The sequence below is a fragment of the Acinetobacter sp. ANC_7655 genome (assembly GCF_056784015.1).
The window spans coordinates 222830-239573 of the sequence record NZ_JBWYJB010000003.1 but is presented as its reverse complement, the minus strand read 5'-3'; the positions used below and the strand labels follow the sequence as shown (position 1 = coordinate 239573).

General features: G+C 37.6%; 13 protein-coding genes. 3 read left to right on the top strand and 10 right to left on the bottom strand.

Translation table 11 applies throughout. The annotated features are described in order from the left end of the window. Positions 1-146: 146 nt before the first annotated feature. From AC1M9N_RS06350 to cxpE, 7 genes are all read right to left on the bottom strand, one after another. Positions 147-1067: a hypothetical protein gene (locus tag AC1M9N_RS06350; protein WP_481613961.1), complete on the bottom strand. Its 921-nt coding sequence runs from the start codon at positions 1065-1067 to the stop codon at positions 147-149. Positions 1068-1084: 17 nt separating this feature from the next. Further along, positions 1085-2215, bottom strand: coding sequence for a toxic anion resistance protein (locus AC1M9N_RS06345; protein ID WP_092766783.1), 1131 nt, complete (start codon positions 2213-2215; stop codon positions 1085-1087). 8 nt (positions 2216-2223) lie between these two features. Then, positions 2224-3006 (bottom strand): tellurium resistance protein, encoded by a 783-nt coding sequence (locus AC1M9N_RS06340; RefSeq protein ID WP_481954450.1) that lies wholly within the window; start codon positions 3004-3006, stop codon positions 2224-2226. 128 nt (positions 3007-3134) lie between these two features. Further along, positions 3135-5546, bottom strand: coding sequence for a CSLREA domain-containing protein (locus tag AC1M9N_RS06335; protein ID WP_481954449.1), 2412 nt, complete (start codon positions 5544-5546; stop codon positions 3135-3137). A 12-nt stretch (positions 5547-5558) separates the two neighbouring features. Continuing rightward, the gene (gene rbtA / locus AC1M9N_RS06330) at positions 5559-7349 is read right to left on the bottom strand and encodes a rhombotarget A (RefSeq protein ID WP_481954448.1); all 1791 of its coding nucleotides are present in this window, start codon (positions 7347-7349) and stop codon (positions 5559-5561) included. Between the two features lie 179 nt (positions 7350-7528). Further along, positions 7529-8236 carry a DnaA regulatory inactivator Hda gene (hda, locus tag AC1M9N_RS06325; RefSeq protein ID WP_092766787.1) on the bottom strand — a complete coding sequence of 236 codons (708 nt, stop codon included), beginning with the start codon at positions 8234-8236 and terminating at the stop codon, positions 7529-7531. Between the two features lie 15 nt (positions 8237-8251). Continuing rightward, entirely contained in the window at positions 8252-9475 is a 1224-nt protein-coding gene (gene cxpE, locus AC1M9N_RS06320) for a chloramphenicol efflux transporter CxpE (RefSeq protein WP_481586444.1), read from the bottom strand. 135 nt (positions 9476-9610) lie between these two features. Here cxpE and purM point away from each other — a divergent pair, with 135 nt between their 5' ends. Both purM and purN read left to right on the top strand, forming a co-directional pair. Further along, positions 9611-10681: a phosphoribosylformylglycinamidine cyclo-ligase gene (gene purM, locus AC1M9N_RS06315; RefSeq protein ID WP_035266866.1), complete on the top strand. Its 1071-nt coding sequence runs from the start codon at positions 9611-9613 to the stop codon at positions 10679-10681. Between the two features lie 18 nt (positions 10682-10699). Continuing rightward, positions 10700-11329 carry a phosphoribosylglycinamide formyltransferase gene (purN, locus tag AC1M9N_RS06310; RefSeq protein WP_481595881.1) on the top strand — a complete coding sequence of 210 codons (630 nt, stop codon included), beginning with the start codon at positions 10700-10702 and terminating at the stop codon, positions 11327-11329. Positions 11330-11344: 15 nt separating this feature from the next. Here purN and AC1M9N_RS06305 read toward each other — a convergent pair whose 3' ends face one another. Then, on the bottom strand, positions 11345-12154 hold the full coding sequence (locus tag AC1M9N_RS06305; protein ID WP_481954447.1) for an alpha/beta fold hydrolase: 810 nt from the start codon (positions 12152-12154) through the stop codon (positions 11345-11347). Then, positions 12151-13164, bottom strand: coding sequence for a signal peptide peptidase SppA (gene sppA, locus AC1M9N_RS06300; protein ID WP_035266860.1), 1014 nt, complete (start codon positions 13162-13164; stop codon positions 12151-12153). Before sppA ends, AC1M9N_RS06305 begins: the two co-directional genes overlap by 4 nt. Before the next feature lie 131 nt (positions 13165-13295). Between sppA and AC1M9N_RS06295 the strand changes: the two genes are divergently transcribed. Continuing rightward, a complete protein-coding gene (locus AC1M9N_RS06295) occupies positions 13296-14231 on the top strand; it encodes a lysophospholipid acyltransferase family protein (protein WP_035266859.1) in 936 nt (311 codons plus the stop codon). On the opposite strand, the gene AC1M9N_RS06290 is transcribed toward AC1M9N_RS06295, so the two are convergent. Further along, positions 14228-16717, bottom strand: coding sequence for a DNA internalization-related competence protein ComEC/Rec2 (locus AC1M9N_RS06290; protein ID WP_481597228.1), 2490 nt, complete (start codon positions 16715-16717; stop codon positions 14228-14230). The genes AC1M9N_RS06295 and AC1M9N_RS06290 overlap by 4 nt on opposite strands. Positions 16718-16744 lie beyond the last annotated feature (27 nt).

Here is a 16744-nt window from a genome sequence, read left to right as displayed (position 1 = left end):
TTTATTTGATAAAGCTATATTAGAAGAAATACAAAAATAGGTAAAACAGTTAGTTTGCATAAAGACTATCGAAAAATTGAATTAAAAAATCATTCATTTAAAAATGAATGATTCTTTTATGATGGTCGTAACAGTACAAACTTTAACTATATCTCCAAACGTTGAGTGATCGTTTGAATTCTGCTTTTAAAACTACGAGCTAATCCAAAGAAAATAAGCATTAACAATAACATGATGGCTGAGAACACCATTAATATCATCTTGACGACTTCTGAAATTTGTCGTGCCTGATTTGCTCGATGATCTATCGCTTTTGCCCAAGGAGTAATAGATTGACCATAAACTTGTTGCTGCATTGACCATAACTGCTCTGCATTAAAACCATATTCGACAAACTGTTTTTCATTTCTTTCAGCTTGCGCAAGTCGAGCTAAATATGTAGTTGCTAGCTTGGTATCTTCAGGTTTGTGAATCAAAGCCACTTGCGCAAGGACGTAGGCTTGTATAATTGGATTGACCTGTTGTTCAGTCATGATGACAGCAATCTGACTTTCGTGAATCGATTTATCATAATGACTTAATTGATATTGTTGTTCCAACGACTCATCATTCAAGTCATATTGAACATAGGTCAAACCTGACCAAATTAAAATGACAGCAATTAACCAACCAACAAACTTAAGTACAAATGATTGAAAGCGCACATAGAAAAAACGTATTTTCTTTAAAAAATGAACGATAAAAAAAGCACCAATGACTGAGCTAAATACTTTTAGAATGAACCAACCTAACCAAGATATCAAATTAAAAAAATAGTCAGGCTGATGTTGGTACACGTTTACGACTTCATCTAAACTATGTGGCAAATGAAGCTGCTGAACAGTTTCACTCATACCCATAAAACCATAAATCATGTCCTGATGAATAAAAAGCGACACAACTGAAATAATGAGTACACTGGTACTCAAAAATCCCCATAAATTAAGTATGCGATTTCGTTTGTACAATTCAGGCAATCTTTTCTGAATCTCAGTCTGCGCCACAAGATATTCATTGGTTTTATTCAAATTTAAACCTCAAGAAATTAGTGTTTTGGCTGATTTTGACTCGAATCCAAAACAAGTTGTTGAAGATTTCCTTGCAAAGCCTTAATACGGATTGATGCCTCTTCACGTTTTTGCATCCCTTCTTTCTGAATACTAATAACATCATTCACTGTTTTAATGAGGGTATTTTGAACATGTTCAAGTGTTTCAATGTCAATCACTGAGCGTTGATTTGCTCGAGCAGTATCTACTGAGTTCTGGTGTAATAAATCTGCATTTCGTTTAAGTAACTCATTCGTCGCATCATCAATAGTATTAGCCAATTGGACGCTATTTTTTTGTTCCTGTAATGAAATCGCTAAACTAATTTGATTTTTCCAGGCAGGAAGCGTGATATTTTTTATCGCATAAAACTTATCAACCAACATTGAATTGTTTGATTGAATAATTCGAATCATCGGTAATGTCTGCATCGCAGATTGTTGCAATACCTGTAAATCACTCACTCTTTTTTCCAAGTTGTTTGCTAAGTGATTTAAGTCGTAGATTTTTTGATTAGTTTGCGCATCTTGTTCTAGCGTACTTAATTCAGCTATTTGCTCCTGAACTTCTTGTTGTTTAATTTTCCCTGCAGCAATATAAACCCCTAATTGTTTATATTCGTCCTGCACACCATCAAACATACGATCCAATGTATTTACACGGTCTTTTAACCCTTGTTGAGAGGTTTCAATTTCTTTAACTAAAGCATCTATTTGTTCTTTAGTGGTATTGAACTTTTGATCAAAACTCTGTTTAGCACCCTTAAATCGATTTAAGATACTACCCAAGAAGCCTGAACTTTTAGCAGGACTTAAAATACTGTTTGTATTGAGCTGTTGAGCCACTGTAACGACTTCATTTAACTTTTGACCTGTTGCATCCAAATCTTTATTTTTAACTAGATCCAGTAATTCATCCGTATAAGTCGCTGTTTTAGTCGCGATATTTTTCCCATATTCAGCAACCGTAGCATGATTCATATCAGCTAGTTCTTGGTGAACTGATTCGACTGCTGCAAGGTCTGACGTCGTCAACCCAATTTCTTTTAAATCTAACTTGGAAAACTTTTCCTCCGTAGAGATTAAGCTTAAGGATTCATTTTTCTTTTGAATTGGAAAATCAGACATAACACACCTTATTCTTTAATTAGTGATTTTTTTAGAGATCGAATCAGTTGTTCGCGACTTTGATCTAACTTTTCAATATCGACTGCGCCATTTTTAATTTGAGTTTGCTCAAGATGATATTGCCAAGCTGGGATTAATACTTGCTGCGCTTCACGAAAACGATCCGTCAGAGTTAATGAAAGTTGTTGAGTCAATTGCATTTGCATGAGAGAAATATCATTGTTTGCTTGTACCGACTCTAATGTTTGTATTTTTTTAGCCAATCGCTCCTCAAAGTTATCGAGTGGATGGCGATGATGAGAAAAATCGGTGTATTCTGTTAAAAATTGTCTTGCTGCTTGAATGTAGCGCGCCATTTGCTCTCTTAAACCAACTGCTTGCTGAAATCGAGAACTAGACTTTTGGATTTCAATGTGAATACGTTGGGACAGCTGATCAGCATCTAGAATGAGTCTATCTAAATCACGAATATAAGAAATTTGACCCGCACCGAACTCCAAATCCAGACCTAGCCACTTTTGGAAAGCATTAAATTTTTTTTGTTTTAATTTCTTTTTGGATTGATTCAATTTTTGAATAATATCTGAAATTGTTTCGCTTAATTTTTTATTTAAAGTGGGGTCTATACCTACCAATAGAGCATTTTGTGCCTGCACAATATGTTCAGCATATAAATTAAGTTTAGACGAATCAGTCAATAAAGGAACAAGATCATGCCTCTTAATTGATAGCAAATCCGAAGGTTTAACTTCAATTTGATTTAAGGGTATAAGCTCATTAAAAGATGACATTGGTGTAATTTAAGAAAGTGATCAGCAATCTTCAAATGTAGCAATAAACTGTTCAAAATATACTAATTTTTTGCAAAATATTACACAAAATCAAACACAAAAAAAGCCAGCAAATGCTGGCTTTTTTATTAATGAGGTTTAGATTTTCTCATTCTAAGCCAACTTAAACCAATGAGTCCTAAAAGCCCAAACCCACCTAGGCTACCCCCTCCACTCGTACGAGAACTTCTAGGCCCTGTTTCCGTATTTAGAACAGCTAATGTTCCCTCACCTGATGAAGCGCCGTCTGCGTCCAATACTGAGTACTTAAGATCATAGGAAAAGACATCCAAATTATTGTTCAACTGAACTCGAATGTTTCCACCATAGCACTTTTTAAAACGGTCATTAGCACATGGCTCTACCCGATCTGCGATAATTGAAACGGGATTCGGTACTCTTGCAAAATAAATTGATACCTCATCCCCATTAGCATTATGGTAAAACTCCTTTTTATTTGGAGGATTGATTGCATTTCTGTTGCCATCACCAGCATCACTCGCTTCAGCCAGTAAATTTACACTGATTTGAGTCGATTTTTTTGGATTGATTGTATATTCCACACGTTCAGGAACAGTTGGCACGATATTGATAAAATTACCAATTAAATATGCACTTGATGTTTTTTTACTGTCGCTTTTTGAAGTAAGCGTATATGTACAGAATTCAGAGTCTCCACTCGGTGTTATGCGACCATCTGTTCTATACATCACTATCTGCTTAAGCTGCGGTTTCCACTCACATTTCAACCGATCATCAAACTTACCTAAGAACGTTTTATCGATATCTAATTTCCCAACTCCCACAACCTCAACTTTGACATCATAATTATCAACATTAAGATGCTCAATTTTTCGCACCTTACCATCAGGAGAAACAAATTCATCCGGTAAATTCAATTTAAATGGATCGAACAAAATTGGACGATATTGATTAAGATTATTTAACTCATTCAAAAATGCTTTTTGATCGGTGAGCTCCTTATTATAATAATCAATCACTTCTTCTTTGGTTTCAGGATCGGCAATAGCTTCTTCGAATGCTTTAATTCTATTCTCAGTTGATTGCTTTATCTGAACCAGTGATTCATTTGCTTTACTTAAATTGGAAACAGTCAACTTTAATGTTTCTATCGCACCAATATCGCAAGTATTGGGAGTCGCATCTAAACTGTTGAGCGAGTCCAATCCAATCCGATTAATACCTCGTTGATCAAGCAGCGAACAACCATCAGTACCAAAATCAACTAAATCTGTACCACTAGAATTAATCTTCGGAAAAAAGACAGGATGAAAGTTAGTATTCTCATCATTAACTGGTAACGATGTTGAAAACAGATCATTGATACTCAATTGACTAACATCAAGACTATTTTTTTGTGCATTTTCTGACGCTTTTGCTGGTAGATCACAGTCTATAGATGGATTACTCAGTGGAATAGCATTTGCCAATAATTCAATACCTGCTGACTCAACTTGGCTCACATCACCGGGACTATATATACAGGCTTTAGCCTGATTAAAACCTATCACATTATGATTTAAGGCTTTTGCACCTGTATTTCCATACCAAAGCACAGATCGCGCGGTATTCGCGATAATCGTATTACTATCGAGCTTCAAAATAGAATTGGGACTCAAATTTATTTGCCCCCCATCTGTTAAACGATCACTAAATTGAAAAATTTGACCTTGTGTAGTATTTAATACATTGGAAGAGATTGTATTTGCTTGCAATTGAGTTGTAGGTTCACCACAAAATGAGAATAAACTGTTTGAAGCTGTATTTCCATTTTCGGTAATAGACATACGGGATAAATCAATCTTACGACGTGTGAACACAAGATTATCCAAACAAGACATCGCGATAACAGCGCCTTGCTGAGCTGTATTACCACTCACCCACCCGACTGAATAACTTAAAGAGCTATCACTGTCATTCAAAAATATCGCTCCACCTCTTAATGCAGAAGAGATAGTGATATTTACATTATATAAATCAGTCTCGCCTCCCAATAGCAAAGCGCCACCGTTGGTAGATGATTTACCATTTCTCAGCTCTATATTTCTTAAACTCAAACTCGGTCGATTTAGATTGGTCGTATTGAAAATGCGATGTGTATTTTGACCATTAATTATAGTTTGAATTTTAGTTTGCGCAGGATAACTATTTGAAATGACATTCGGTTTGGAATAATCGACAGGCTCTTTACCCCTAATAATCACTGAAGAAGTTGGCTGAAGCTCTGCATTCAAGCTATAGGTACCAGCTTCAAGCTGAATAATGTCAGTTTGTACTCGATCCGTATTACCTTTAGAACAACCTCCATAAGCTCGATTAGTCGAAGCAGCCGTCAACGCTTCTCTGAGTGAACACTTTGCATCATTAGTACCGTCTTCATCATCAAAGGTAGTGACATAAATTATTGTATCTTCAGCAGCCATCAAGGACATTGCAGAAAGGACTGCTAAGGTCAAAAAAGCTTTTCTACTTTTCAACATACGATTCCCTTATTATTTTTTTCTACGTATCGCGATTAAAGTCATCAGACCTAATACGGAGATTAGACCTAGCCCCCCACCAGAAGTTTTTACTTTATCGCTTGTATAAGTATCTCTGGGGTCTTGTTTAATGACAGTTGGAATTTCGATATAAGGATTCATTGACTCATTCAATTGACGTGTAGATACAACGACCAAAACTTTAAAATCATCAGTTCCGTGCCAATTCCCTTGAGGTGTATAAGTAAACTCTCCATTTTGGAGTAGTTCAGCTTTACCTTTACTAGGAGAGTTATTTTGTTGGATGATCATACAGCCCGCTTGCCATTCTTCTTTTTTGGGATGAGGTCCAACTAAGGCATCACATTGACTAGCAGGTATTAGCTCACCATCTCCTAGAAAATCATTAATATTTAACTTAACAATTTCTCCATAAAATATATCCTTGCCAAATCTGCCTGAAGACGTACTTGACTGAATAAGTTCGATTGCGCCTCGATCACATAAAATACGATCCTTACGTGTGTTGCCACGCTGATCAACTGTTTCACATGATGTACCATTTGAATCTGGTCCACGATTAATGATCGGAGAGTCTGTTAGTTGTCGATAACTAGGCAACACTCTTGGGCGGAAATATCCTAAAGCATAGCCAGAATAGACTTTGAACGGACATAAAATGCCAGATGAATTAACATCACATTCACCTTCTACATCAGTCCCAGCTAATAATGTGCGCTCGCCCAGTTTTTCTGAAGCTGTGCCCTCACAACCAAAACCATATAAATTATTGTTTAAATTTGATTGATCTATTGCAGTCTCTACACGACAGTCTCGATTGCCATTTTTTGCAATTATATTGTTAGTAAGCGATGCCTTCTTAAACGGTGCATTAAAAATCAAGCCAAAATCATTAAAGACCAGCGTATTGTTATTAAGTGCAATACCATCCTTCACATTGATAATATAGCCCTTATTATTAAAAATTGTTGAATTGATCACTTTGGCATAATTGAGATTTGTCACCTTAGTTTCGTCTTCACTCAACACTTTATGGCTATAGATTGAGAAACCTTCTGAATCTGTTATTTTATTACCTTTAATAACAGAAGCACTAATGTCAAAATCAGGATATTCACTATACAAAACAGCACCTTGTTGTGCTTGATTGTTTTCCAATAACGAATTAACTAAATTCACTCGCGCGGAACGAATTTTGCTGGTTTCGGATTCAATAAATGATTCAACATTATAAATCGCACCGCCAAAATTCGCTTTGCCATTGATAAGATGGCTTTTATCAAATTTTAGCCGTTCATAATTGAGAATTAACCCACCTTTGTCTTTGCATACTGATGCGGCACAACCTTGCAAGGTAATTTCGTAAAATTCCACACCAATTGCAGCATCTCTAATTTCATCATCAGCTTTAGGACGAATTCGCTCAATATGGAAAATTCTATCAGTACCCTTCATTGTTATGACGGCATTTTTTGTACCAGGAATATCGTCAACAATGGTAGTTTCATACTGCGTTCTAAAAACCATCGGTTTAGAGATGCGAACTTGCTCGTTTAGGAGATATTCTTTCGTAGATAAGATAATATTATCTGTGGCATCTTTACCACCACAGCCATTGAGACCTGCTTCAGGTTTACCCTGATTAATATATTCAATTGCTTCACGCAACGAACATTGATCATCATTTTTGGTGATATCTTCAGTGGTCGTAACCACAATATCTGCACTGAATACATGCCCTGTTGCACACAACAATACAAGACCTAAGCCCCGTCTGAGCATTACCATCTCCTTAATTTTTCTTTATTTTTTTAAGTAGCGAACTTTAATTATGTAGCGCTATTTTTCCATTTTGACTAATCTGTCACAAATTTTTAGAATTCTCAATTATTTTTAAGTAAAAAATTGCCGAGTTCAGATAAAATTTACATTTTGAATTTTGAATAACATTTAAAAAGCATTTAAGCACTATACTGATCGATGAGCGCGTAGATTTGCTTAAGGGTTGCGTTGGATAGCTTAACTTTTTCACCCTGTAGTAACTTTGATAATTGATCAACCGTTTGTAATAAGGTACTGGTCTGTATCGGGCCATTGGTCAGCAGATAATCAATAATTAAAGGATCAAAATGCACACCTTTACGCTCTAACACAGAATGTAATAAGGCATAGCGGTCAGCGTAGGATTGACCTGTTGGCACTTTAACACTCACCGCTTGAGTTAATCTCGACTGAAGATCTGGTAATTCAAGTTTCAATTCAATTGGCGCAGATCTAGATGAAAAGACTAGTTGTCCTCCACCATCATTATTATTATTTATTAAATGAAATACCGCCTTTTGCCAATGCGGTACACCACTAATCGCTTCAATATCGTCTAGAGCGACCAAATCATAACGATCCAATGAAGTAATCGCCTCAATTGGAGCATCGAGCAATTCTAGCAATGACACTTTAATTGCAGATTTCCCCACATCTAGATATGAGTCACATATCGCAGTTAATAAGTGACTCTTACCTGTGCCCGCACCGCCATAAAGGTAAAATCGATTCATTAATCCAGCATGAAGTTGGCGAACTGCATCAATGACGGGTCCCCAACCTGGGCCGGAAAAATCACTGATCCGTGCATCAAGTTGAGGTTCTATATCAAGTTGCAGTTGCCGCATAAATGCTTGGTCACCTTAAGGTTCTTTATTTTGTTTCTGCACATCGATTTTTTCAGATGTTGCAATATCTTGTTGATTATTGATTGATTGTGGTTTGAGATCAAGCTCAATATCAACCTGATCGGTTTGGATTGTAATTTCACCACCACCATGATCAGCTACGGCAACAGCTGGCGTACCATAAATTGTACTCCTTTCATAAGTGTCACGTGCATGTCGGAGCAGTACCACGATTACAGCTGCAACAGGTAATGCAATCAACATACCCAAGAAACCAGCCAATTGTGCACCAGCCAATACAGCGAATACGACCGCTACTGGAGAAAGACCAATTTTATCTCCCAATAAGAATGGCTGAAGCACATAACCTTCAACAGCTTGCCCCACCATGAACACCACTGCAACTAAAAGGAGTTGAGTCCAATCCATACCAAATTGAAAGAAAGTTGCGATCACGGCAGCAATAATTCCTACTGCAAATCCTAAATATGGGATGATACTTGCCAAGCCTGCAATCATGCCAATAATCAAACCAACTTCCAGACCAATCAGTTGTAAACCAACGGCATAAACAATCCCCAAAAGGATCATCACGAGGAATTGTCCTTTTACAAATGCGCCTAGCACGCTATGGCATTCACCTACGATTTCAAGCGTTGAAGCTTCATAAGGACGTGGAATGAGTCGACGCAAACTATTGAGCATTCGATCCCAATCTAAGAGGAAATAAAATGCAATAATTGGAATCAGTACAATTGTCCCACCAATCTGAATAAAATTCAGACCAGATTGTGCCAATTTGAGTGCCATCGCTTGGATACTGTCAGCACTATAATTGGTTTGAACATACTCCATAACAGCTGCTGAAATCTGGTCTACATCTAATTCTAGTGGCACTATATTGAAAGTATCTGATAACCACGGTAAGAAGCTATAATTTACCCAATGAACTACTTTCGGGATACTGGATTTAGCATACATTAGCTGTTCCCAAATTAATGGAACCAAATACCACATTGCCCATGTGATCACGACGCCAATACCAATAAATACCAAACTGATAGACAACCAACGAGGTAAACCTATCTTATGCAATCGATCAACCAATGGACTGAAAAGATAAGCTATTAAAAATGCACCAATAAATGGGATTACGACCGGTTTTAATAAGTATAAAATCCAGAGAAATAAAGCTATCCCTGCAAGGATAAAAACACGGCGTAGGGTACGATCTACCATAGAAACTCGCCTTTTTTAAGATTATTCGTTATGTAAAGGAAAATATTTTAGTAAAGATAACATTTTAGTGCATAAATAACATAAGAGTTTCGTATATTCAGGTTATAATCCCCGCGCGAATGCGGAGACTTCAATATGAGCAACTCAACTTCTACCCCAAACACTGGTTTAAGCTACAAAGATGCAGGTGTCGACATTGAGGCGGGCGACGCGTTAGTCGATCGTATCAAATCTGTCGCTAAACGCACGACTCGTCCTGAAGTAATGGGCGGTCTTGGTGGCTTCGGTGCACTTTGTAAAATTCCTAAAGGTTATGAAGAACCTGTTCTCGTATCTGGCACAGACGGTGTTGGTACAAAATTACGTTTAGCATTGAATTTAAACCGTCATGACACAATTGGTCAGGATTTGGTTGCAATGTGTGTGAACGATTTACTTGTCTGTGGTGCTGAACCACTCTTCTTCCTTGATTACTACGCAACTGGTCACCTCAATGTTGATGTCGCAGCAAATGTAGTGACAGGTATCGGTCAAGGTTGTGAACTTGCTGGATGTGCGTTGGTCGGTGGTGAAACTGCTGAAATGCCAGGCATGTATGAAGGTGAAGATTACGATTTAGCTGGTTTCTGTGTAGGTGTTGTAGAACAAAGTAAAATTATTGATGGCTCTAAAGTTAAAGCTGGTGACGTATTAGTTGGTGTTGCTTCAAGCGGCGCACACTCTAATGGCTACTCTCTTCTTCGTAAAATTTTAGATGTAAAAAATGTTGATTTAACTCAAATTGTTGATGGTCGTCCACTTGCTGATGTCGCAATGGAGCCAACTCGTATCTACGTTAAACCAATTCTAGAGCTTCTCAAACAGGTTGATGTTCATGCGATGGCACACATCACAGGTGGCGGTTTACCAGGTAACTTACCTCGCGTATTACCAAATGGTGCCCAAGCTGTAGTAAACGAATCTTCTTGGGAATGGCCTGAGCTGTTCAAACTTCTTCAACGTGAAGGTGGTGTAGAACAATTTGAAATGTACCGCACATTCAACTGTGGCGTAGGTATGGTTCTAGTTGTTGATGCTGCTGAAGCTGATAAAACAGTTGAAATCTTAAATCAACTCGGCGAAAAAGCATGGACAATGGGCCACATTGTTGACAATGCTGAATCTGTCGAAGGTGCAGACGAAAAAATTCGTGTGATCTTCGCTTAATCTGTTTATTGTTATAACATGATTAAAATTGCTGTTTTAGTATCAGGTAACGGATCAAACCTACAAGCATTAATCGATGCAAACCTTTCAGGTCAAATTGTCGGTGTGATCTCGAATAAACCTGCTGCTTACGCACTTGAGCGTGCTGCTCATGCCAACATTGCAACTGCAGTGATTGAACATAAAAACTTCCCAGATCGTGAAGCATTTGATGATGTTATGCACCAGCAACTGCTCGACTGGGAAGCTGATCTTGTGGTTTTAGCGGGGTTTATGCGCATTTTAAGTGCTAAGTTCGTTAAAGCATGGGAGGGTAAAATGATCAATATCCACCCCTCTCTGCTGCCAAATTACAAAGGAATGCATACACATCAACGTGTATTAAATACTGGTGATCTATGGCATGGTTGCACAGTACATTATGTCACTGCAGAACTAGATGCAGGTCAAGCACTTGCTCAAGGCGTACTCAAAGTTTCTCACCATGATAATGTTGCATCTTTAGCAGATCGTGTACATCAACTTGAACATTTAATTTATCCTCAAGTTGTAGAATGGATTTGTAATCAAACCATTCAAGTCACATCCGAAGGCGTGCACTATAAAAATCAAATTTTGAAAGATCCAATACAGTTCTGTCATATTTGATTTAAAAAACGCAGCTTAGGCTGCGTTTTTTAGTGGCGTCAAAATAGTTTTTAAATGCGCAGCTAATTGCTCAGGATGTTCAAGTGGGAACATGTGTCCACCTTCAAAAATACTAAAAGGCACACCAAACTTTTTCCTCACTTTATGAGGGAATTTACGTGCTAAGAATGGACCTTCAGAAGCAACAATTAATTGAGTTGGAACTTTGAGCTTAGGTTGAGGCAGCCACCATAATGAAGGATTGGTTCTAAAAATATCCACTTCAATAGATTTTGGAATCGCCAATTCAACGCCGCCACGCGTTGGATCTTCAACTAATGCAAATTGAATATAGTTATTAAAACTTTGCTCATCAAATGCTGCATATAATGCTTTGGGTCGAAGTAATGTTGCAGCCTGCTCACGACTATCCCAGTGATCACGTCGACGTTTAGACAATGCCGCTGGCGACATTTGATCCACTACTTTTAACTTTAAAGACTTTGCAATATGCATAGCAAATGATTCTAGCCCCATAATAAGAGGTGGATCGAGAAGAATAGTTTGACTAAAAAGTTCTGGGCATTTCAACGCAGCTTTGAACGTCAAAACTCCTCCTAAGGAGTGCCCGATACCAATCACTTTACGACCATGGGATTTCTGAACAATATTATCAATCACTTGCTGTGTCATACTTTCCCAGTGTTGATCTACAGGATAACGTTGATCAACACCAAGATTGGTCGTATAAATCACATCGAATTGATCAGACAAAGCATCAAAAAATTTTTGATAAACTTTCGATGGAACCCCGTTGGCATGAGCAAAATGGATCAATGGTTTCATTGGATTCGATTCACCTGCTCAGATTGAATCTGCTTGGAAATTGAAGAAGCAAAACCTTGACCAATTTCACTTCCAAGTCGTCCAAGCACAGAATCAAAAGGGCTACGTTGAATAGTATAATCTACCGTTTTTTCGACTTTTAATTCACGTTTCAGTGTGTGAATACTGCCAATCCGATCTGCGATACCGAGCTTCACAGCCTGCTCACCAGTCCAAAACAAACCTGAAAATATAGCAGGGTCTTGCGATTTCAATTTATTGCCACGACCTTTTTTGACTGCATCAATAAAATGTTGATGAACATTATCCAATACACCTTGTACGTGTGCACGTTGTGCAGGATCAACTGGTTGTGTCATCGACAATAATGCTTTGTTCTCACCTGAAGTCATGGTGCGATCTTCAACGCCAAGTTTTTGCATCAAACCACTCACTCCATAGTTTGGCATAATGACGCCAATTGAGCCGACTAAACTTGATGGATTAACAATAATTTCATCCGCTGCAGACGCAATGTAATATGCACCTGAAGCACCTGTGTCACCAATTAATGCATAAAGTTTTTTATCTTTATAAACCGACTTTAAATATTGGATCTCTTGCCAAATTTCATCAGACTGAACTGGAGATCCACCCGGAGAGTTAATATTTAAAACAACAGCTTGCGATTGCTTGCTTTCAAATGCTTTTTTCAAACCTTTGATCGTATCTGCACTATTCACACTTTGCTGGTCTGCAGCAATCGTTCCTACAATATCGACTGTAGCAATATGCTGTGATGACACCGCACTATCAGTGGAAGTCGTTGAACAACTTTTCCCCATGACCAAAACTATAAACAACAGATATGCGAAAGTAAGAAATTTAAAAAAGATTCCCCAACGTCTTGCACGTCTCTGTTCTTCTACAGATGCGAGAACAGCTTTTTCTAAAATTTGCCATTCTTTTCCGTTCGGTTGGTTATTTGGTTTTTGATTTTCATTTTGTGGTTCAGGCGGCCAAGCGGACATACATACCATCCAAATTAAATTTAAGCTGACATTATATACAAGGAATGAGGTCAAACTATTTATAAGTCAAGATTTAACATATAATAAACCCAAATCACAATATTCTATGAACTTACCAAATTTTGAATCTAATGCCTGAAACCAAAACATCGACCACAACCCGCCTGTTAAATTTCTTCAGTCGCCGTCCGATTCGTTTTTCTCGTTTTTTTGCAAAAATGCTTGCAGGGCTGATTAATACGCTAAAAATTACAAAAACTACGAATACCATCCGCCTCAATATCGACATTTGCTTACCGCATCTTTCTGATGAAGAAAAACATTTAGTGACTCGTGCAGCGGTAAGAAACGAACTTCAATCTTATATGGAATTTTTTAGTATTTGGGGAAGCTCAAACGAAACCAATATTTCACGAATACGCAATGTCACTGGTGCTGAATATTTTCATGAAGCAATGGCTGAAAAGAAAGGTATTATTTTACTCGCACCACATTTTGGTACATGGGAAGTCATGAATGCGTGGTTCGCACAATATACTAAGATGACCATCATGTATAAACCCATCAAGAATGAAGAAGCAGATCAATTTGTGCGCCAGGCTCGTAGTCGAGAACAAGCAACTTTAGTCCCTACAGATGAGAGTGGTATAAGACAAATTTTTAAAGCCCTTAAATTAGGGGGGACAACTGTGATTCTTCCAGATCACAATCCTAAACACGGTGGTGAAATGATCGATTATTTCGGCATACCACTCGAGTCCAGTAATTTAAGTGCCAAACTCATCCAAAAAACTAAAGCCAAAGGCCTTTTGGTCTATGCAATTCGCAATGAAACTGAAGATTTTGATGTATTTATTGAACCAATGGATGCTTCGATTTATGAAGGCACTCCCGCTGATGGAACGTTAGTAATTCACCGTGCAATAGAAAGCCTGATTCATCGTTATCCTGAACATGCTCATTGGAGCTACAAACGTTTCCGTGCAAATCCTGATCTACATAACATTTATCGTATCCCTGCAGAACAAGCCAGAGCAAAAATAGAACAAGTCAGAAAAGCAAGTTAATCTATGGGGATATTCCGAGTTAACCACGCTTTTTGATCTCGATGATATCGAAATTGTACATCTCCGTTTTTATCGAAGGTCATTCGAATGCTGCCCTTCGATTGGGTATCGAGTAGCGGAATATTAAGCGCTTTTAAACGCTCTTTGACAACAGGATGTGGATGATTATAGCGGTTATCAAAACCAGCCGATGCAATGGCAATTTTAGGTTTGGTATTTTTTAAAAAGTCGTAAGATGAACTATGTCGACTGCCATGGTGTCCTAAGATTAAAATATCTACTCTAAGTTCAGGATACTGCTTTAAAATACGATACTCTGTCTCCCACCCTGCATCCCCCATAATCAGAATATGCTTAAAATCGTTAGCATAGGGTAATGTCAGATATATTACGCAAGAGAGCTCATTACGATTTTGACTGACAAAATTTAATTGTGATTCAACTGGTGAAAGAAATTGTATATTGATCTTACCCAATTGTACCTGTTGATGCTGTCGACAATAATCAAATTCAACATACTGAAACCTATCATCTTTTTCATTTGAGATAACTTGATCAATTTGTATATGTTTTCCAATAGTGCGGTATGCTCCAGCATGATCTTGATCAAGATGACTGATAAAAACTTGATCTAATTTTGATATGCCACGTTGAATTAAGAAAGGGACAACTACATTTTCTCCGATACTAAATGTATTCTCATCAAAGCTCCCGCCTGTATCAACTAAAGCAGTTTTCCCTGATGACTGTAAGAGTATGGACTGCCCCTGCCCTATGTCCAAAATTTCAATGATATCGTATCCATCATCACGTTTAGGCATCAGCAATGCCACACCTAATACGGGTATCCATAATCGAGGGATTACATTCTTTGGCATAAAGAACATGAATACTGCCAAAACGAGCAATAACATTTGTGCTTTCGTTAACGCTACCCATTTCAATGGATTGTCTAATATTGCTCCCAGCTTAGTCAGTAGCACCAAAAGAACCGATATCAATACATCAGCCAGATGAAATAAAAATTGACCAACAAAAGGAATATAGCTAAGACAATAGCCCAGTACTTCCAATGGCACGATCAAGGTCCCAATCATTGGAACAGCAACTAAATTAGCAAATGGCGCAAGTAAAGAAATCTGTTGAAATATCAGTAAAGTGAGTGGTATCAGTGCAATAAATATTTTCCATTGGGATTGCAAAAGTATTTTAAGATACATTTTTGCTTTATCTAGAAAATGATATTTGTTGATTAAAGCAGTGTTTTGCTGTTCATTAGCGATCGTTTGATATACACGAATCAAAATCAAACATGCGCCGTAAGAAAGCCAAAATGCAGCAGATAAAATACTAAAAGGGTCTAAATAGAGCATTAAGCTCGCACTTATAAGTAATAGCACAAAAGGCTTAATCTTAAATTTGAATAAAATAGCGATACTAATTAGACAAACTGACAATGTAGTTCTTAGTGCAGGAATTTCGAGCCCTGAAAAAAAACTATAAATAATTACCCCACATACGAAAGGGATTAAAAGTAAATATGTTTTGGGAACTTTTAGAAAAATATGAGGACGAAAAATTGATACAAGATACCCCATGAACCACGATAATAAGCCAGCAAAAATTAGAACATGTGGACCTGAAATAGCCAATAAATGCGTAATGCCTAGTTTTTTAAATAATTCTTCTTGTTGCTCCGTCAGTAGACTCTTATCACCTGTGAGTAACGCGACTAGCAAACCCTTATTCCTGAATACTCCCTGTTCGATATCATCCCTAAAAGCTAAACGTGCTTTTTCAATGCTCAGGCTCAATCGTGCGATAAGGCTCCGATGCACATCGGTTGAAGATAAATAACCTTCAGAATATAACACCGCTTCACTTACAGGTACGATCCAATCTACACGCATTGTTCCAGCTATATTTTGCTGCAACAACCATTTCTCTTGATCAAAGACCCCATCTACTGCATAACTATGTGCGGGTCTTAATTTTCCCGTAACTTTATAATAGCGCCCAAGTTCTAATGTCGTATCAAGTTTTGACTCTCGCAAATATAATAATAGCGTTTGAGATTGTCCTTGCTTCTTGTCGATCACCTGCGCACGCTGCTGTATTGATCGACCTTCCTGATCCATTTTCAGCTGATTAATTTTATTGATATAAACAACTATTTCTTTTTCTTCAATATATTGAACACGTTTATCTAAACAATCGTGTAAGGCTGTTTTTGCATGTTGATGCCCCAAAACAAATGTGATCAGACAAATTCCCGTTAGCACAAGCATTCTTGATGATGACTGGACAATACTTGAGGTGTGAGGATAAATGAATCGATCAGGTTGCCTTATTAATCGTAAAAAGTAACCCATGATCAAAATGATACTTGCCATACCCAGCAAGAGAGTTGAATATTCAGCTTCACCCTGAAAGCTGATCGTAGCAACACCAATGATCCAAAAGATGAGAATAAATATTAAAAACATCTAACTTTTATGTTTATTTTTCTTAAA